18 protein-coding genes are annotated in these 19,039 nt (G+C 64.9%); 5 read left to right on the top strand and 13 right to left on the bottom strand.

The features are described 5' to 3' along the window. Positions 1-98 precede the first annotated feature (98 nt). The gene (locus tag ACSBQQ_RS02305) at positions 99-341 is read left to right on the top strand and encodes a hypothetical protein (protein ID WP_033635174.1); all 243 of its coding nucleotides are present in this window, start codon (positions 99-101) and stop codon (positions 339-341) included. Between the two features lie 10 nt (positions 342-351). Here the strand turns inward: ACSBQQ_RS02305 and ACSBQQ_RS02300 are convergent, their stop codons facing one another. After that, positions 352-981: a serine-tRNA(Ala) deacylase AlaX gene (locus ACSBQQ_RS02300; RefSeq protein ID WP_043147651.1), complete on the bottom strand. Its 630-nt coding sequence runs from the start codon at positions 979-981 to the stop codon at positions 352-354. 85 nt (positions 982-1,066) lie between these two features. On the opposite strand from ACSBQQ_RS02300, the gene ACSBQQ_RS02295 reads away from it, so the two are divergent. Then, positions 1,067-2,002, top strand: a complete 936-nt coding sequence (locus ACSBQQ_RS02295) for a LysR family transcriptional regulator (protein WP_033635176.1) — start codon at positions 1,067-1,069, stop codon at positions 2,000-2,002. On the opposite strand, the gene alkB is transcribed toward ACSBQQ_RS02295, so the two are convergent. Continuing rightward, positions 1,985-2,632: a DNA oxidative demethylase AlkB gene (alkB, locus tag ACSBQQ_RS02290; RefSeq protein WP_033635177.1), complete on the bottom strand. Its 648-nt coding sequence runs from the start codon at positions 2,630-2,632 to the stop codon at positions 1,985-1,987. The genes ACSBQQ_RS02295 and alkB overlap by 18 nt on opposite strands. Positions 2,633-2,771: 139 nt before the next feature. Between alkB and rarD the strand changes: the two genes are divergently transcribed. Beyond that, a complete protein-coding gene (rarD, locus tag ACSBQQ_RS02285) occupies positions 2,772-3,650 on the top strand; it encodes an EamA family transporter RarD (protein ID WP_435012494.1) in 879 nt (292 codons plus the stop codon). A 1-nt stretch (position 3,651) separates the two neighbouring features. Here the strand turns inward: rarD and dhbA are convergent, their stop codons facing one another. From dhbA to citC, 11 genes are all read right to left on the bottom strand, one after another. Next, on the bottom strand, positions 3,652-4,410 hold the full coding sequence (gene dhbA / locus ACSBQQ_RS02280; RefSeq protein WP_060436545.1) for a 2,3-dihydro-2,3-dihydroxybenzoate dehydrogenase: 759 nt from the start codon (positions 4,408-4,410) through the stop codon (positions 3,652-3,654). A gap of 100 nt (positions 4,411-4,510) precedes the next feature. Beyond that, positions 4,511-5,701, bottom strand: a complete 1,191-nt coding sequence (locus ACSBQQ_RS02275; RefSeq protein WP_043147656.1) for an isochorismate synthase — start codon at positions 5,699-5,701, stop codon at positions 4,511-4,513. Positions 5,702-5,890: 189 nt separating this feature from the next. Next, on the bottom strand, positions 5,891-6,583 hold the full coding sequence (locus ACSBQQ_RS02270) for a 4'-phosphopantetheinyl transferase family protein (RefSeq protein WP_080430333.1): 693 nt from the start codon (positions 6,581-6,583) through the stop codon (positions 5,891-5,893). 161 nt (positions 6,584-6,744) lie between these two features. Then, positions 6,745-7,974: a bifunctional glucose-1-phosphatase/inositol phosphatase gene (gene agp / locus ACSBQQ_RS02265; protein WP_043147658.1), complete on the bottom strand. Its 1,230-nt coding sequence runs from the start codon at positions 7,972-7,974 to the stop codon at positions 6,745-6,747. A 146-nt stretch (positions 7,975-8,120) separates the two neighbouring features. After that, the gene (locus ACSBQQ_RS02260) at positions 8,121-9,584 is read right to left on the bottom strand and encodes an anion permease (RefSeq protein ID WP_004940821.1); all 1,464 of its coding nucleotides are present in this window, start codon (positions 9,582-9,584) and stop codon (positions 8,121-8,123) included. Positions 9,585-9,609: 25 nt separating this feature from the next. After that, positions 9,610-10,494, bottom strand: a complete 885-nt coding sequence (gene citG, locus ACSBQQ_RS02255) for a triphosphoribosyl-dephospho-CoA synthase CitG (RefSeq protein WP_060427798.1) — start codon at positions 10,492-10,494, stop codon at positions 9,610-9,612. Continuing rightward, a complete protein-coding gene (gene citX, locus ACSBQQ_RS02250; RefSeq protein ID WP_033654921.1) occupies positions 10,475-11,023 on the bottom strand; it encodes a citrate lyase holo-[acyl-carrier protein] synthase in 549 nt (182 codons plus the stop codon). Before citX ends, citG begins: the two co-directional genes overlap by 20 nt. A 3-nt stretch (positions 11,024-11,026) precedes the next feature. Further along, positions 11,027-12,532, bottom strand: coding sequence for a citrate lyase subunit alpha (gene citF, locus ACSBQQ_RS02245; protein WP_028130661.1), 1,506 nt, complete (start codon positions 12,530-12,532; stop codon positions 11,027-11,029). Further along, on the bottom strand, positions 12,532-13,452 hold the full coding sequence (citE, locus tag ACSBQQ_RS02240) for a citrate (pro-3S)-lyase subunit beta (RefSeq protein ID WP_016927085.1): 921 nt from the start codon (positions 13,450-13,452) through the stop codon (positions 12,532-12,534). Before citE ends, citF begins: the two co-directional genes overlap by 1 nt. Further along, positions 13,436-13,744 (bottom strand): citrate lyase acyl carrier protein, encoded by a 309-nt coding sequence (citD, locus tag ACSBQQ_RS02235; RefSeq protein ID WP_019452464.1) that lies wholly within the window; start codon positions 13,742-13,744, stop codon positions 13,436-13,438. The genes citE and citD overlap by 17 nt, the downstream gene beginning before the upstream one ends. Further along, complete coding sequence (gene citC, locus ACSBQQ_RS02230) at positions 13,744-14,814, bottom strand: [citrate (pro-3S)-lyase] ligase (protein WP_004940809.1); 1,071 nt, start codon at positions 14,812-14,814, stop codon at positions 13,744-13,746. The genes citD and citC overlap by 1 nt, the downstream gene beginning before the upstream one ends. Positions 14,815-15,127: 313 nt before the next feature. Here citC and dpiA point away from each other — a divergent pair, with 313 nt between their 5' ends. Together dpiA and ACSBQQ_RS02220 are read left to right on the top strand one after the other, a co-directional pair. Further along, entirely contained in the window at positions 15,128-15,814 is a 687-nt protein-coding gene (gene dpiA / locus ACSBQQ_RS02225; RefSeq protein WP_021505854.1) for a two-component response regulator DpiA, read from the top strand. Positions 15,815-15,916: 102 nt separating this feature from the next. Next, on the top strand, positions 15,917-19,006 hold the full coding sequence (locus tag ACSBQQ_RS02220) for a beta-galactosidase (protein ID WP_060427796.1): 3,090 nt from the start codon (positions 15,917-15,919) through the stop codon (positions 19,004-19,006). Positions 19,007-19,039: the final 33 nt, after the last annotated feature.

Below are 19,039 nucleotides of genomic sequence, written 5' to 3'. Positions count from 1 at the left end.
CCGTGCGTAAAAATACCGTGAATGGCGGCAGCGCCGCCGCTTGGCATTGATGGGGTTTTGTTATAACGTATCACAACTTCAGCCAAAGGAAGACGACGATGAAAATCCAGCTGTCGCTGCTGTTTCTCTGCCTGCTGGCCGGCAAGGCCGCGGCGTTTCAGTCGAAAGTGCCCGAACCGCGCCCGGAACAGGCGCGCGCGGCGGAACAAAACATCGAAAATCTGTTTTACGGCTTTCACGCCATGGACGCCCAGCCGGTGAACATCGGCAGCTGCGCGGCGGTGCCGGTGGCGGGATGCCAATGCGCGTTCTGCACCCAGCTGCGGCAGGCCGGGCGCTGAAGCCCCTTATTCAACCCAGCTCATACTGCACGATCAGCTGCCCCTTCTTCATCTTTACGCCGGTGATCGCGATCGCGCCCACCTCGCCCAGCGCGGCGACATGGGTGCCGCCGCAGCCGTAGGCGGGCAGTTCGCCGAAACCGACCTGGCGCATCCCATCCACCGCCTGTTGCCGGCGTGGCAGATCGGCGGCTATCAAGCGCGCCAGCTCCACCTGCAAAAAGTCCGCTTCTATCGTCTGCGCATCCGGCCCTGGCGCGAACGTGATGCGCCCCTCCCCCGGCCAATGATGCGCCTTGACCGGCCGCCACCCGCGGGTTTCGCCCAGCCAGCCGATCAGATGCCCGCCGGAGTGCCAGCGGGCGTGCAGGCGGCGCAGCGCCTCATCGATTTGCAGCGTAACCGGCCCGATCGGCAGCGGCGCGGCGGTAAAGTGCACCACGCTATCCCCCTGCTGCTGCACCCGCAGCACGGCGACGCCGCCTAACGTCCCCACGTCGGACGGCTGGCCGCCGCCCTGCGGGTGGAACAGCGTGGCGTCCAGCTCTACGGCGTAGGCGCCCGCCTCGGCCGGCGTACAGCTCAACACCTGCGCCTGGCCCTGTACATCGTCGCTGTAGTAATAACGTCGTTCGGTCATCATTTTTCTCCTCGGTTCGAAGAGCCATTATATTCATGTCATAATCGATGGATAATCCGCCGCCATCACAATGGACCTTTGCGTCATGAGCACAAATCTTTCTTACGCGCTGTTGCCTGAAATGGCCGTTTTCGTTCAGGTGGTAGAGAGCGGCAGCTTTTCCGCCGCCGCCCGCAAGCTGGATACTTCGCCTTCCGCCGTCAGCCGCAGCGTGGCAAGGCTCGAACAGGCGCTGGCGCTGCAGCTGCTGCACCGCACCACCCGCAAACTGCGGCTGAGCGAAAGCGGTGAAGAGGCGTATGCGCACTGCCGCACCCTGTTGGCGGCCGCCGACGCGGTTATGGCGATCGGCGGGCGCGGCGCCGCGGAGCCCGAAGGATTGGTCAGCGTCAGCGTGCCCAAGGCGGTGGGGCGCTTCGTGCTGCATCCGCACATGCCGGAGTTCCTGCGCCGCTACCCGAAGGTGGACGTGCGGCTGCGGCTGGAAGATCGCTACATGGATCTGATCGACGATCGGGTCGATCTGGCGCTGCGCATTACCGATCGCCCATCGCCCGGGTTGATCGGCCGCCAGTTGATGAGAATAGACCATCTGCTGTGCGCCACGCCGCACTACCTGGCGCAGCACGGCACGCCGCAGCACCCGCACGATCTGGCGGCACACAGCTGCATCTATCTGGGCGAAACGCCGAGCGACGCGCAATGGAAGTTCCGCCGCAGCGGCAAAACGGTGACGGTCAACGTGCGCGGCCGCTACGCCGCCAACCACACCGGCGTGCGGCTGGACGCGGTGAAACGGCATATCGGCATCGGCAGCCTGCCGTATTTTACCGCCCGCCAGGCGCTCGACGACGGCGAGATCGTGCAGGTATTGCCAGAGTGGGATTTCCTCAGCAGCTATCACGGCGGCCTGTGGTTGCTTTACGCGCCTAACCAGTATCTACCGCCCAAACTGCGGGTGTTTATCGACTATCTCGTCGCCTGCCTGGCGCAGGAGCCGCAGCTAAAGCGCCTTGCGTAGCGTGATGTTGATGCGGTGCGGCCCCACCAGCGAGTGGTAGCCTTCCTTGACCGGCAGGATGCCGTGAAAACAGAGCCGCGATGGGCCGCCCCACACCACCACGTCACCGTGCGCCAGCGGGATGCGCCGCGCCCGGTCGCTGCGTTGCAGGCCGCCGAACTGAAATACCGCCGGCAGCCCGAGCGACACCGAAACGATGGGTGCGCCGAAGTCGTGCTCGTCTTTATCCTGATGCAGCGACAGCTTGCTGCCCGGATCGTAGCGGTTCATCAGACAGGAATCCGGCACGAAGGGGCCGAAGCCCGCCTGCTGCGCGGCTTCGTCCGCCAGCGCCATCAGGATCGGCGGAATGGCCGGCCAGCGTTTGCCGCTGCGCGCGTCGCGTTCCGAATAGCGGTAACCGCGGCTGTCGCTGGTCCAGCCGTTGCCGCACCAGCTCATCGCCACCGACATCACGTGCCCGCCGGGCGTGGTCAAATGCCGCCACGGCACCTGGGCGACGACGCCCTGCACCGCCGCCAGCAATTCAGGCCCGTGATCGCGCACGAAGCCGTGCATCACCACCGCGCCGGGGGCGATCTCTTCGCGCCACGGCGGCGGCAGCGCGTCTTCAAAAAGATCGATTGTCATCGCCAAAACCTGTATGAATACACAGTAATCATTGTAACCCGCCGCCGCCGATTGTCCAGCGCCCGGCAACGCCATTGTCGTTGGCGGCAAATTTCTCTACAGTAGCCGCCATAAAATCAATCACTCACCAGGAATGCGTGTGATTAAGGGCATCACTCTCTCGGTCGTCGCCTCCATCTTGTTCGGCGCGATGTATTACTTCACCTCTACCCTCACCCCGCTGAACGGCGAGCAGGTCTACGGCTGGCGCACGCTGCTAACGCTGCCGTTCCTGACGCTGTTCATGGCGCTGTCCGGCGATTGGCGCAAAGTGGGCGACACGCTGGGCTGGATCGGCCAACGGCCGCAGCGTCTGCTGGGCCTGCTGCTCACCTCGGCGCTGCTGGGGGTACAGCTGTGGTTATTCCTGTGGGCGCCGCTGCACGGCAAGGCGCTCGACGTATCGCTCGGCTATTTTCTGCTGCCGCTGACCATGGTGCTGGCGGGCCGTTTGATCTACCGCGATCGGCTGTCGCTGCTGCAAAAGCTGGCGGTGGCGTGCGCCATGGTGGGGGTGGGCAATGAGCTGTATCAGGCGGGCGGCGTCTCGTGGCCAACGCTGGTGGTGGCGCTGGGCTATCCGCTCTACTTTATTTTGCGGCGGCGTTTAGGCACCGACAATCTCGGCGGGCTGTGGTGCGAGCTGGCGCTGATGCTGCCGGCGGCGGCCTGGTTCGCCTTCGGCGACGGCGGCGCGGCGGCGTTGCCGACCAATGCCGAGCTGTATTGGCGCATTCCGCTGCTCGGCGTCATCAGCGCCGTGGCGCTGGTGTGTTACATCCTCGCCAGCCGTCTGCTGCCTTTCAGCCTGTTCGGCCTGCTGAGCTATGTGGAACCGGTGCTGCTGGTGATCGTCGCGCTGCTGCTCGGCGAGAGCATCGGCCAAAGCGAATGGCCAACCTATCTGGCGATCTGGCTGGCGGTGCTGCTGCTGGCGGCGGAAGGTGCGCAGCACCTGCTGCGCCGCCAGCGGGTCTGACTCAGGCGGCCAGCGTGGCGCCGCCGTCGATCACGATGTCCTGCATGGTGATGTGGCTGGCCAAATCGGAGGCCAGGAACAACACCGCGTTGGCGATCTCATCCGGGCGGGCGATTTTGCCCAGCGGGATCCCCAGCTTGAACATCTCGGGGAAGCCGGCGATGGTGCGTTGCTGCGCGTCGTCGGTCTGCCACATGCCGCGCTGCATCGGCGTGTCGGTCGAGCCCGGCGACACCAGATTGCAGCGCACGCCGAACGGCGCCATCTCCAACCCCACACAGTGGTTCAGGCTGGTCAGCGCCGCCTTGGAGGCGCAGTAGGCCGCCATCTGCGCGCGCGGCACGTGCGCGGCGTTGGAGCCGATGCTGACGATCGCCCCGCTGCGCTGCGCCTTGAAGTGCGGCAGCACGGCGCGGAACAGGTAAAACGCTCCCGAGGCGTTGACGTTGATGCACTGATGCCAGTCATCCACGCTCAGATCTTCGGTATTGCCCATGCGCAGAATGCCGGCGGCGTTGACCAACACGTCCAGTTTGGGGTTCTCCGCCAGCTGTTGGCGGCACACCGCCTCCACCTGCTCCGGCCGGCTGATGTCCAGCGTCACGCAAGGGTAAGGCAGATCCGGGTTGGCGAACTCGCGGTCAAATCCCACCACCTCGGCGCCCTGCGTCAAAAAATGCCGGGCGATCTGCTCGCCGATGCCGCGCGCCGCGCCGGTCACCCACACGCGTTTGCCGGTGAAATCCATTTGAATGCTCATGCGCACACCGCCATCCGGGCACGCTGCCGGGTCATGTTGTTGTTCATCGTTGTCTCCTGCGAAAGCGTATGACGCGGCGCGCACTGCGCCGCAAAGAGGCCTACAGCGCGCCGCTGTTCAGGCCGAAAGCGTTGAGCATGGTGCCCAGTTTGGCGGCGGTTTCCATCCACTCGGACTGCGGTGTCGAAGCGGCGACGATGCCCGCGCCGGCGAACAGCCTCACCCGGTTGCCGCGCAGCAGGCCGCTGCGGATGACGATCGCCCACTCGCCGTCGCCGTTGGCGTCACACCAGCCGACGATGCCGCTGAACAGGCCGCGATCGTGCGGTTCCAGATCGGCGATCAGTTGGCGGGCGCTCTCGGTCGGGAAGCCGCAAAGCGCCGGCGTCGGATGCAGCAGGCAGGCCAGCTGCATCACGTTGAGATTCGGGTTCAGCAGCTCGCCGCGAATGCGGGTGGACAGGTGCCACATGGTGCCGGTGCTGAGCAGCGACGGGCCGCTGGGCACGCTCAGGCTGGCGCACAATGGCGCCAGGTGGCGGCGAATGTCGTCGATCACCAGCTTGTGTTCGTATTTGTCTTTGGTCGAGCGCATCAGGCGCTCGCTGCCGAGGCGATCCTGCTGCGGATCGTCCTGACGGCGCGCCGAGCCCGCCAGCGGATTGGTGTGGATCTCGCCGCCCTGCTTGCGGATCAGCAGTTCCGGGCTGGCGCCGATCAGCACGCCGCCATCGGCCAGCGGCAAGGAAAAGTGGTAACCGGTCGGGTTCTGCACCATCAGGTTATTGAGGATCTGGTGGCCCGCCACCGGCTGCTCCAGCTCGATGTCGAGGATGCGCGACAGCACCGCCTTGTCCAGCTTGCCCTGTTTAAAGCGGCTGACCGCTTCCGCCACCGCGTGCTTGAAGCGCGGCTCGTCCGGAATGCTGGTGCAGGCGGCCAGGCGATGCGGCTGTTGCAGCATCGGGCGCGCGGCGCGGGTAAAGCTGTCGTTGGCGACAAACTGGCAGTTTTCAGGCACGTACAGGCTGGAAGGCCGGCGCGTATCGAACGGAATGGCGCCCACCACCACCGGCGTCTCCTGGCCGGCGGCTTTGGCGCGCGCCAACGCCTGGCGGATATGCTGCGCCAGCGCGCTGCCTTCCTGCTCACCGCCGAACGCCGGCGTCTCGATACGCTCGAACACGCCATCGGCGGAGAGGGAACGGAATTCGGACCGGTACAAAAAGGTCGATTGTTCGGCGTACACAAACCCGGGGAAGGTTTGGTTTTCTGTCGTCAGTGTCGCCACAAGACCACTCCTTTGTTGCGCCTTACCAATGATAATGTTTATGCGAATAATTATCATTAGCTATAAAAGGAGGATAAATTACACCGGATCCCCACCGTGGGTCAATCTCCGATGAATGAATCTTTCCGCCCGCTGCGGCAAATCCGCGTTACGGCAAAGTAAGAAATAACACACTGTTATTATTGTGTTTTAGCAGAAAATAAAAGTCGTGACATCGTCACCTTCACGCCAAAAACGCCCGTTAAACCGGCGGCCGGCGGGGCAATTTGGCGTCAGCGTCTTAAGCAGCGCTAATACAAACGTCTGCCGCTGCATATCCACGGCGACCATGCGCGCATCGAGAAAATCGAAGTAACAGCGCACCTGCGGATAAAGCGCCTTGAACAGGCTTTCTTTGGCGGAAAACGTCAGCGTCAGCAGTTCATTGAACGGCAACGCCTCGCGCAGTAACGCCTCGCGCTCCGCCGGGGAAACGATCGCCCCCCACAGCTCCTCCGCCCGCACGTCGGAGAGCAGCGTCTCCACATCCAGCCCCACGCCGCCCAGCCCGCTCTCGCGGTGCACGGCGCACAGCGCGGTATCCGAATTATGGCTCAGCGCCCCGGCGATGCCCGGTGGCCACTGCGGCGCGCGATCTTCGCCGCGCGCCAGGGTGAAGTCGGCAAAACCGAGCGGCGCCAACAGTTGCCGCGCCAGAACACGCCCGGCCAGATACTCCGCGCGGCGCTTCGGCACCGCACGTGCCAGATGATCCGGCAGCGCAAAGCCCGCCTCGGGAAAACGCTCGTCACGATACTCCGCCAGCGCAAAATGGCAGCGCGCCACCTGGCCCGGATAGCCGTCCGGCGTGAAAAATTCGATATTGCGGATAAAAGTGGGCAACGGCGGTATCCATGATAAACAGGCAGGCTGATGATGTTAGCCCCCGAAACGGCCTGCAACAATGACCCTGGGCAAAATAAATGGCGTTAAGGCCTGCGTGGCGGCGCGTTAGCCGGGATGGGGAGAGGCCTCTCCCCCGCGCGCGGGAGAGAGGCTGGGCATTACAAGATGCCTTTCATGGTCTTTTCGAAATCGCTCCAGGCGCAGAAGCCGTCTTTGTCGATCGGGCAGCCTTTCAGCGCCAGCGTTACCCGCTGCGGCGGGGTTTGCAGCGTCAGCGGCGTCGCCTTGCGCAGCTGTTCGGTGGACTGATAGACGTACTCGATCTTCAGCAGTTCACGGTCGTTCTGCGCGTCGCGCCAGCGCTGGAACACCAGTTTGCCGCCGATCGGCGTTTTCTCGTATTGCTGCGGCAGCTGATACGGCTGGAACTGCATGGCCGACAGCAGCGAGGCAATATTGGAGTCGTGGCCGACCAGCACCGTCAGCTTCGGCGCGTCCGGTTTGCGCTCGCCGAGCAGCGCGTTGTTGATGTAGGTCAGCAGCGGCTTGGCGACGTTCTGCGCCACCACCGGCGAGGTGAACAGCGAGTCCTGATAGCCGTCTTTCAGCTGCGCCAGCTGCTGCCACTGGTGCGGGGTGGCGATTTTGCCCCAGGCCACCTCTTTCATCGGGAAACCTTCGTAATACTGCAGCATAAAGGCGTCCACCAGCGAGTTGCCCACCCGCAGCGGGCCGGAGACGCCCGGCTCTTTGCCCGGCACCGCGCTCATCACGCTGGCTTCTTTGGTCAGGTCACAGTGTTTGTCGGTCTTGCAGGCGGCGGAATCCTTGTAGTCGATGATCTTCGCCAGCTGTTGGTAAGAGGCGTCCAGCTTCAGCGAGCCCAGCGCGGCGTTCATCGCCGCCAGCGCCTGCTGGTTGAAGGCCTCGCTGGTGTCGGTGATGATCGGGTTGAAGGTCGGATCCATCTCGCCCATCTTGTCCTGATGGTGCACGCTGACGTCGCAGCCGGGGAACGCGCCGTTGCTGAAGAACTGCGCGGTGGCGACCGTGCGCTGCAGGCTGTTGGCGTAGACGTACACGCTGCCGGCGGTCGGGCAACCCTCTTTCGGCAACAGGCCGGTCTGCTTCAGCCAGGCGTTGAAGTAGTGCCCCATATACACTTCCAGCACCCCGCCCTTGGTGGTCAGCTGGCCGCCCGGCGTTTCCCAGGCCGGCCAGGCCTTCGGCGTAGACTGCGCCAGCACGCTGCCGTTGTTGGCCAGCGGCGCGCGCAGGTTATGGCGGCTCATGACCAGCACCTGTTCCAGCTGATAACCGCCGGCTTCCGCCAGCGCGTTCCCGGTGAATAACAAAGGCAGGCACAGCAATAAGGTTTTTTTTCTCATCCGCAGAGGCTCCCGGAAAATGATTATTTTTAAGGTGTTAGCGTTTGCCTGAGTATGATGGCGGGGTTAGTGTGACAAGTGTGTGACAGGGTTCACGGGAAAGGATCGTAACCGCGGCCACCGGACGGTGGCCGCGTGGCTTCAACTCAGTACCACAGGCTCATGATCGGCCAGCCGATCAGCAGCAGCGCGGCGATGTACACCACGCCGAGAATGCCGCCCAGGCGCCAGTAGTCTTTCGACTTCACGTAGCCACAGCCGTAGATGATCACCCCCGGGCCGGTGGCGTACGGCGTCAGCACGCCCATGATACCGATCGACAGCACCAGCAACATCGACAGCTGCTCCATCGGCACGCCCGGCAGCCCTTTGCCGACCGCCAGGATCACCGGCAGCATGGTGGCGGTGTGCGCCGAGAGGCTGGCGAACAGGTAGTGGGCGAAGTAGAACACCAGCACCAGCGCCACCACCGTCATGTTCGGCGAGAAGCCGTCCAGGTGGGTGCTCATGGTCTGGGCGAACCAGTCGATAAAGCCGGAACGCGTCAGGCCGTTGGCCATCACCACCAGCGTCGCCAGGTTAACCAGCGTGTTCCAGGCGCTGGAATATTTGGTGATCTCTTTCCACGACACCACGTGCAGCGCCAGCATCAGCGACACCGCCAGCAGACACACCGCGGTGGCGTCCAGCATTTTGCCGCCGAACACCCACAGGCACAGGCTAAGCAGCACCAGGCCGATCAGGGTGTATTCCTTGCGCGTCAGCTTGCCCATTTCCCCCAGCGCGGTATCCGCCCAGGCGGCCACTTCGCTGCTGTGGGTCACGCCCGGTTTGTACAGGTAGTAGGAGATCAGCGGCGCGATGATCAGCAGCAGCAGGCCGACCGGCAGGAACGCCAGGAACCACTGCATCCAGCTGATGTGCACCCCGGCGATCTTGCCGACGAACTCGATGCCCAGCACGTTCGGCGCGGCGCCGGTGACGAACATCGAGGAGCTGATGCTGGTACCGACCACCATCATCCACATCAGGTAACCGCCGATACGGCGCGAGGAGGGATCGTTGGGGAAGGAGTCGAACAGCGGCGGCAGGTTTTTCACCACCGGGAATACCGTGCCGCCGGTGCGCGCGGTGTTGGACGGTGTGAACGGCGCCAGCAGGATATCGATGATCACCACCGCATAGCCCAGCGTCAGCGTGCGCTTGCCCATGAACTTCACCAGGAACAGCGCGATGCGCCGCCCCAGCCCGGTGGCCTCGTAGCCCAGCGCGAAGATAAAGGCGCCGAACACCAGCCAGACGGTGGTGCTGGAGAAACCCGCCAGCCCCCATTTCAGCGCCTCTTTACCGGCTTTGAAGCCCGGCTCCGCCAGCTCCTGCGCGCCAAACAGCACCCAGTTGGCGCTGAGCACACTGACGGTCACCGCGATAAAGCTGATGGCGGTGGCCGGGATCGGCTCCAGAATCATGCCGACGATCATCGCCACGAAGATGGCGAAGTAGTGCCAGGCCTGCGGCGGCATGCCGTCGGGAACCGGTATCAATAACAGGATCGCGAGCACCGCCAGCGGCGCTATCGCTTTCCAGATCTTTTCCTGGGTTTGGGACATAGGGACTCTCCTGAAGGCTTGGTTATTATTCTTGGGCACCCAGCTGCGCCAGCAGCCAGGTCACTATCAACAGGTCGGCGCTGCCGCCGGGGCTGAGGTTGCGGGCGATGCAGTCGGCATCGAAGCGCCGCAGGCGCGCCAGACCCGCCTCCCCCGCCGAGCCGCCCTGCGCCAGCAGCAATGCCGCCCGGCGCCGCAGCCAGCGCAGCCCGTGCAGGCCGCCGCGCGAGGCGACGTTGGTGTCGTCGTTGTGGGCCATCAGCCACAGCAGGCTGTCCAGCAGCGCCCGCTGTTCGTCGCCATCGGCGGCCAGCCGTTGCCAATACAGCGGCAGCGCGCCGTCAATGACCAGCCGGAAACCGGCCTCCGCCTCGCCGCGTGCGCCGCTCAACCCGTGCGCGGCGAACAGCCGCTGGCCGGCGGTCTGCCCTGCGTTGTTGCACCGCAGCTCGCGATCCACCAGCCCCCGGCACATCGCCGCCACCTCGGCGCACAGCGCTTCGGCGCCGATGGCGCGGCCCTGCTGCTGCAGGCGGCCGAAGGCGGTGCACAGCAACCCGAGCGAGAACACGCTGCCCTTGTGGGTGTTAATGCCGCCGGTGGCGCGGAACATCTGGTTTTCGCAGGCCAGGCCGAGCGGCCGCAGCCGCGCCAGCTGCTGCTCTGCCGGCAAAGCGACGTCCTCGCGCCCGCGTTCGATAAAGCGCGGCAGCCACACGCCGATGGCGCGGGCGCTGCGATAGAAGTGCCCGAGATCCATGTCGCGGTGGGCGCCAGTGTTATGGCGATCCACCAGCCCCGGCTTGGGCGTGAGATTGACTTCCACCAGCAGCGCGCGGAAAGCGGCGCGGGCGAAATCGCAGGCCGGTTCGGCACGGTGGGCGGGCAGGTTAATCGGCAGAGATCGCATCGTTGAACATCCTTTCCATTTCATGCAGCAGCTGCTCGCTGCTGTGCCGCCGCTGGCGGGCGCAGATCTTGGCCGGTTGGCCGCACAGCAGGCAGCGCCGTTCCGGCAGGCCGATGTCGCGGCGCGACAAAATGCGCCCCTGCGTATCCAGCACGTCGATATCCCACAGCCGGCCGATCGGGCGGCTCACCTCCAGCTGCATGGCGCAGTCCTTCACCCGCTGGGCATCGGCGCGCAGCGCGACAAACCCTTCGCAGCCGGTGGAGAGCGCCAGCGCCTCGGCCTGCGGGCTGGGCCAACCCTGTTCGGCGCACAGTCGCAGCAGCGCCGCCCACCCCAGATTGAAGATGCCGCGCGTCAGCGCGCTGTCCTTCACCGGGCCGGGCACCACCAGCGTCAGCACCAGCAGCGTGCACTCGTGCTGCGCCAGCCACGCCTGCTGGCGCGCCTGACGGCATTCGCGGCTGGTGAGCAGCTCCGGCAGGCTGACCGCGCGTTCGGCAGCCAGTTGGGGATCGACGGCGGCCATCGCTTACTCCGCCACCTGATGCACCACGTCGATCACCGAGCCGTCGCGGTAGCGCACCACCGCCACCACCTTGTCGGTAAAGGCGATCGGCTGCGGTTCGCCGGTCAGCTGCAGCGCACGGGCGCGCAGCCAGTCGATGCTCACCACCTCGAGGCCGGCCTCCCGCAGACGCTGCGCCAGCTCCGGCCGCGCCGGATTGACGGCGATGCCGTGGTCGGTCACCAGAATGTCGATGCTGGAGCCCGGCGTGACGCAGGTAGTCACCTGCTCCACCAGCGTCGGGATGCGCCCGCGCACCAACGGCGCAACGATGATCGCCAGCCGCGCGGCGGCGGCGGTGTCGCAGTGGCCGCCGGACGCGCCGCGCAGCACGCCGTCGGAGCCGGTCAGCACGTTAACGTTGAAGCCGGTGTCGATTTCCAGCGCGCTCAGCACCACCACGTCGAGCCGATCGACCGACGCGCCCTTGGAGCTGAAGTTGGCGTACTGGTTGGCGCTGATTTCGATATGGCGCGGGTTGCGCGCCAGCGAGGTCGCCGCCGCCCGATCGAAGCTCTGCACGTCCAGCAGTTTGCCGATCAGCCCTTTCTCGTGCAGATCCACCATGGTCGAGGTGATGCCGCCGAGGGCGAACGCGGCGCGAATGCCGCGGGCGCGCATCTTGTCCTCCAGGAACCGGGTCACCGCCAGCGAGGCGCCGCCGGTGCCGGTTTGCAGCGAAAAGCCTTCGGTGAAGTAGCCGGAACCGGCGATCACCTCGGCGGCGCGGCGGGCGATCAGCAGCTCGCGCGGGTTCGAGGTCATGCGCGTGGCGTCGGCGCCGATCTTGTCGGCGTCGCCCACCCGCTCCAGCTGCACGATCAGATCCACCCGATCCTGCGCCAGGCTGGCGGGATGATGCGGATACGGCACCAGCTGCTCGGTCAGCAGCACCACGGTGCCCGCCGCCTCGGCGTCCACCCGCGCATAGCCGAGCGAGCCGCAGCAGGCTTCACCGCTGTAACCGTTGGCGTTGCCGAACTCATCGCAGGCCGGCACGCCAAGGAAGGCCACGTCTATCTTCAGCTCGCCGGATTCGATCAGGTTGACCCGGCCGCCGTGCGAGTGAATTTGCACCGGCTCCGCCAGCAGGCCGCGCGAAACCGCGTCCGCCAGCGGGCCGCGCAGCCCGGAGGTGTAAATGCGGCTCACCACGCCGTGGCGGATATGCTCAACCAGCGGCGCATGGCAGTCGGTCAGCGAGCTGGACGCCAGCGTCAGGTTGCGGAACCCCATCGCCGCCAGCGTCTCCATCACCTGATTGAGCGCCAGATCGCCGCCGCGAAACGCATGGTGGAAGGAGATGGTCATGCCGTCCTGCAGCCCGCTGCGGCGCACCGCTTCCTGCAAGGAGTCGCACAGCTTGAGATCGCGCGGTTTGCGCGCCTGCAGGTTGGCTTTGGAGACGTCCTGATAGCCCGGCAGATCCGCCGGGTTGGCGAAGGTCATCAATCGTTGTTGGCGGTTCATCATGCTTCCTCCCCGTGCTGCGCCGGTTCTTCCCGTAAGCCGGACAGCGCGGCGCGCTCCAGCACCAGCCGGGCGCGTTCAATCACCGGGCTGTCGACCATTTTTCCGTTGAGCGACACCACGCCGCGCCCTTCCCGCTCCGCCGCTTCGGCGGCGTCCACCACCCGCTGCGCGTGCGCCACCTCTTTGGCGGTCGGCGCGTACAGGTTGTGCAGCAGCTCAATCTGGCGCGGGTTGATCAGCGATTTGCCGTCGAAGCCGAGCTGTTTGATCAGCGCCGCTTCCTGCAGGAAGCCGGCCTCGTTATTGGCGTCGGAATAGACGGTGTCGAACGCCTGAATGCCGGCGGCGCGCGCCGCCTGCAGCAGCGAACAACGAGCGAACAGCAGCTCGATGCCCTCCGGCGAGCGTTCGGTGCGCAGGTTGCGCACGTAGTCCTCCGCCCCCAGCGCGATGCCGATAAGCCGCGGCGAAGCGTGCGCGATCGCTACCGCGTTGGTGATGCCCTGCGCCGATTCGATCGCCGCCAGCAGCCCGGTGCTGCCGACCGGCCGGCCGCAGGCCGCTTCGATGGCGGCGATCTCGCGTTCCATGTCGACAACGTCCTGCGCGCTGTCGGTCTTCGGCAGGCGCACGATGTCCGCGCCACCGCGCACCACCGCCTGCAAGTCCGCCAGGCCGTAGGCTGAGTCGAGCGCATTGACGCGCACGATGGTTTCCACCTCCTGGTACAGCGGGTGCTGCAGCGCGTGGTACACCAGCCGGCGCGCCGCGTCTTTTTCACGCAGGATCACCGAGTCTTCCAGATCGAACATCAGCGCATCGGCCTGGTAGATAAAGGCGTTGCTGACCATCGCCGCGTTGGCGCCGGGGACGAACAGCATGCTGCGGCGCAGCCGGGTTTTATTCAGCGTTTTCATCTTTCGCCTCCCACGGCAGTTGGCCACCCTCGCAGGCGCGCATCAGCGCGGTTTCCAGCCGGGCGCGCAGCACGCAGTCCAGCGCGCCTTTGTCATCGACGATCACCTGCACCGGCTCCACCTCATAACGCTGCAGCACCTCCAGCAGGGTGTGGCGGATCGCCGCGCCGAACTGTTTTTCCACGCTGCTGGCGATCAACAGATCGTGCTGCGGCCCCTCGGCGGGCGCGATGCGCACCATGACATCGCTGGATTCCAGCGTGCCGGCCATTGCTTCTCGGATAATTTTCATCATTCACCTGATTGTGCGGACTCAAAAGGATGCGGGGCCGCCTTGGCCCGGCGCTGCGTTTGCAGATCCTGCAGGTAGTACAGGGTGTCCGGCGGCACCAGCGGCGCGGCGGCGTGGAAGTCCCCCGCCGCCAGCAGCTTGCGCACCCAGGAGGCGGAGATCGCCGTGCCCTGATATTGCAAACGCTCGATTTCCACCAGCGCGATCGGCGGGCTGGGCAGCGCCGGCGTTTCCAGCCAGTAGCGCATGTCGCGGTTGTATTTCGCGGTCACCGCGCAGAACGGCTCGTTGCCGACAAAGCGGTGGGTAATGCCCAGCGCGGGCGCCAGATACTGGCGGAAGATCTTCAGATCGATTTCGGTGTAACAGTCGTCGGCCACGCCCTGATCCTTGATGAAGTAACAGGGGAAGGTGGCGCGCGAGATCACGTACTGCGAGCCTTCGTGTACCGTGAGGTTGGGGATATCGGCGGTGCCGGCCAGCACCAGCCGGCGGCGGTCTTCATAGCTGAAGCGCGAGGTGTTTTCCTTCACTAAAAACAGGTGCAGCCAGTCGCAGCGTTTGGCCGCCTGACGCACCAGATACTGATGCCCGCGGGTGAAGGGATTGGCGTTCATCACGATGCTGCCGATGGTGTCGCCCGGCCGGCGCTGGCTCGCCAGCTGGGCGGCGTAGCGCTTCAGGCGGCACGGGCTGTTTTCCATCAGCACCACGATGCCCGGCACGGTGGCGATCGGGTAGAAACCGCACTGGCGGAACAGCGGCTCGTTCTGCACCTTGGTGTAGATAAACAGCTGAGTGTGGTGGCGCTCGTAGGCCAGGTTCACCAGCTCGGTCGCCAGCGCCAGCGCCAACCCTTCGCCGCGCATCAGCGGGCTGATGGCGACGCATTTGATAATATTGTCGGCGATGCCGCCGCAGGCGACCAATTTGTCGTGCTGGGTAACGGTAATAAATATTTCAACCGTGGTGTCGATATTCAGATCGTTACTGCGCAAGAAGGCGCTTATTTCCGAAATCGCTTTATGATCCGATCGCTTTACCCGATTAAATACGGCATCGCCTAACATAACACGCTCTCTGGGTTAACTGGCAAACAACAAATTAAATACAAAAAGGCATTTTAATTAACATCAACAAGGGTAATTAAAACCTTAAAAACCATGAAGATAAACGCCGTCTCGCGTTCGATAAATCAATGGTAAACAGAAAAAAAACGCCGATTATTGACCTATTTCACAAACCGATTCCGGTTAATAAGTTATTTAATGTTCTTTATTTGCTTAATTAATCTTATGGTGTTTATTATTGAGATAATCTTTATTTAGCGCCGCAATTTACTTACATTCATTTAGCATCTTGATTGCAATAGTAGGTTTCATTATGGAATGGCTGAACATCCTGATCGTTGAAGACGAAACGCCGCTGGCGGAAATGCACGCGGAGTTTATCCGCCAGAACGGCGGCTGCCGCCAGATTTGGCTGGCCGGCACCCTGGCGCAGGCGCGCGCCATGACCGAACGCTTCAAGCCGGACCTGATCCTGCTGGACAACTTTCTGCCCGACGGCCAGGGCATCACCCTGCTGCGCGAACTGACGTTGAGCGGGTATCGCGGCGGCATCGTGTTCATCACTGCCGCCAGCGACATGGCCACCGTGGCCGAGGCGTTGCGTTACGGCGTGTTCGACTACCTGATCAAACCGCTGGCCTATGACCGGCTGAGCCAGACCCTGCAGCGCTTCAGCCAGCGCCGCGAAGCGCTGAAGGACAAAGCGCGCCTCAACCAGCGCCGCATCGACGAGATGTTCAACACCTACGCCCGCGGCGAACAGCAGGCGGCGCTGCCCGCCGGCATCGACGAGCTGACGCTGGGCAAGGTCCGCGCGCTGTTTGCCGAACCCGCCGCGCGCCACACCGCTGAAAGCGTTGCGCAAAAAATGGGGCTCAGCCGCACCACCGCGCGCCGTTATCTGGAGTTTTGCACCGCCGCGCAGCAGCTGCGCGCCGAGATCATTTACGGCAAGGTCGGCCGCCCGCAGCGGATCTACCGCGCCGGCGAACCGCATTAACGGTTATTTGATCGCCCTTGCAAGGTTGCGTGTAACCGCTTTACTTTTTATGCGCCGGTCAGCATCTTGGTGAACATCACCTAGCCGACTGGACGATCGCCGATGCCCGCTGCGCCCCTTGTTTCCCTGACCGAGATCCTCGCCCGCCGTGACTGGCAAAACCCGGCCTGCACCCACTCCCGCCGGCTGGACGCCCACCCGCCGTTCGCCAGCTGGCGCACGGTGGAAGACGCGCGCGACGATGCCCCCAGCGCCAGCCGCAGGTCGCTGAACGGCGAGTGGCGCTTCAGCTATTTCCCGCGCCCAGAGGCGGCGCCGGAAGGCTGGCTGCAGCAGGACCTGCCGGACGCCGCCCCGCTGGCGGTGCCGGGCAACTGGCAGCTCGCCGGCTACGATGCGCCGATCTATACCAACGTGCGCTACCCGTTCCCGGTCGATCCGCCGCGCGTGCCGGAAGACAACCCAACCGGCTGCTACTCGCGCACCTTCAGCGTCGATCCGGCCTGGCTGGCCGCCGGCCAGACGCGCGTCATCTTCGACGGCGTCAACTCGGCGTTCTATTTGTGGTGCAACGGCCACTGGGTCGGCTATTCGCAGGACAGCCGCCTGCCGGCGGAGTTCGATCTCAGCCCGTGGCTACAGGCGGGAGAAAACCGGCTGGCGGTGATGGTGCTGCGCTGGTGCGACGGCAGCTATCTCGAAGATCAGGACATGTGGCGCATGAGCGGCATCTTCCGCGACGTCAGCCTGCTGCACAAACCCGCCGCGCACCTGAGCGATGTGCGCATCACCACGCCGCTGCATGACCGCTTTACCCGCGGCGAACTGGTGGTGACGGCACGCGCCAGCCGGCCCGGCCCGCTGCAGGTGCAGGTTCAGCTGTGGCGCGATGGCGCGCGGGTGGCCGAACGCACCCAGCCGCTCGGCAGCGAGATCGTGGACGAGCGCGGCGCCTATGACGATCGCGTCACGCTGCGCCTGCCGGTAGAACGCCCGGCGCTGTGGAGCGCCGAAACGCCCGCGCTGTATCGCGCCACCGTCGCCCTGCTCTCACCCGAGGGGGAGGTCATCGAGGTGGAGGCCTATGACGTCGGCTTCCGCCAGGTAGAAATCAGCGGCGGGTTGCTGAAGCTCAACGGGCAGCCGCTGCTGATCCGCGGCGTTAACCGCCACGAGCATCATCCGCGCCACGGCCAGGTGATGGACGAGGCGACGATGCGCCACGACATCCTGCTGATGAAGCAGCACAACTTCAACGCGGTGCGCTGCTCGCACTATCCCAACCACCCGCTGTGGTATCGGCTGTGCGACCGCTACGGGCTGTACGTGGTAGACGAAGCCAATATAGAGACCCACGGCATGCAGCCGATGAACCGCCTGGCTGACGATCCGCTGTGGCTGCCGGCGATGAGCGAGCGCGTCACCCGCATGGTGCAGCGCGACCGCAACCACCCCTGCATCATTATCTGGTCGCTGGGCAACGAGTCCGGCCACGGCGTGAACCACGACGCGTTGTACCGCTGGGTGAAAAGCCAGGATCCGACCCGCCCGGTGCAATATGAAGGCGGCGGCGCCGACACCGCCGCTACCGACATCATCTGCCCGATGTATGCGCGGGTGGATCAGGATCAGCCGTTCCCGGCGGTGCCCAAATGGGCGCTCGGCAAGTGGATCGGCCTGCCGGAGGAACAGCGGCCGCTGATCCTGTGCGAATACGCCCATGCGATGGGCAACAGCTTCGGCGGCTTTGAGCGTTACTGGCGCGCGTTCCACCACTATCCGCGCCTGCAGGGCGGCTTTGTCTGGGACTGGGTCGATCAGGCGCTGATCAGGCGCGACGCCCAGGGCGAAGAGTACTGGGCCTACGGCGGCGACTTCGGCGATACCCCCAACGATCGCCAGTTCTGCCTGAACGGGCTGGTGTTCGCGGATCGCACCCCGCACCCGGCGCTGTTCGAAGCGCAGCGGGCGCAGCAGCTGTTCCGCTTCGCCTTCGACGCCGCCTCGCTGACGCTGACCGTCACCAGCGATTACCTGTTCCGCCACACCGACAACGAGCAGCTGAACTGGCGGCTGGAGCTGGACGGCGTGGAGCGCGCCAGCGGCAGCTTCAATCTGGCGCTGGCGCCGCAGGGCAGCGCTCGCTTCACCCTGCTCGACCGCCTGCCGATGCTGCATCAGCCCGGCGAACTGTGGCTGAACGTGGAGGTGGTGCAGCCGCAGGCCACCGACTGGTCCGAAGCGCACCACCGCTGCGCCTGGGATCAGTGGCGGGTGCCGCGCGCGCTGCATCCCGCCCCGCAGCCGGCGCAGGGCGTGCCGCCCACGCTGATTGAGGACGATCAGGGGCTGACCCTCACCCACGGCGACCAGCGCTGGCGCTTCGAGCGCAGCAGCGGCCACCTGACGCAGTGGTGGCAGAATGAGCAGCCGCAGCTGCTGACGCCGCTGCGCGACGGTTTTGCGCGCGCGCCGATCGATAACGACATCGGCGTCAGCGAGGCGGACCATATCGATCCCAACGCCTGGGTCGAACGCTGGAAGCTGTCGGGCCTGTACCGGCTGGAGGAACGCTGCACGCGGCTGCAGGCCGATGCGCTGCAAAACGGCGTGCAGGTGGTGAGCGAACACCAGTTCGGCGTGGACGGGCAGATTTTGCTGATTAGCCGCAAGCAGTGGCTATTCGACGCGCTGGGCGCGGTGTGCGTGAGCGTGGAAGTCGAGGTGGCCGATACTCTGCCGCCGCCGGCGCGCATCGGCCTGCACTGCCAACTGGCAACGGTGCAACCGCAGGCGGAATGGCTGGGCCTGGGCCCGCACGAGAACTACCCGGATCGCCGCCTCGCCGCGCAGCACGGGCGCTGGCGCCTGCCGCTGGCAGATCTGCACACGCCCTATATTTTCCCCGGCGAGAACGGCCTGCGCTGCGACACCCGCAGCCTGCGCTACGGCGGCTGGCGCATCGACGGCCGCTTCCACTTCTCGCTCAGCCGCTTCGGCCTGCAACAGCTGATGGCCTGCAGCCACCAGCATTTGCTGCAACCGGAAGCAGGCACCTGGCTGCATCTGGACGGCTTCCACATGGGGGTGGGCGGCGACGATTCCTGGAGCCCGAGCGTGCATCGGGATTACCTGCTCACCGCCGGCATTTACCGTTATCAGCTGCGCCTGCAGCGGGCGCCAGAGAGCTAAATCTGCCAAAAAACTCAACGGGTTGCGCATTCT

Origin of the sequence: Serratia sp. G204Y (genome assembly GCF_051172435.1) — a bacterium.
GTDB lineage: Bacteria > Pseudomonadota > Gammaproteobacteria > Enterobacterales > Enterobacteriaceae > Serratia > Serratia sarumanii.
The sequence above is the reverse complement of the archived record's forward strand: the minus strand, read 5'-3'. Positions and strand labels throughout refer to the sequence as shown.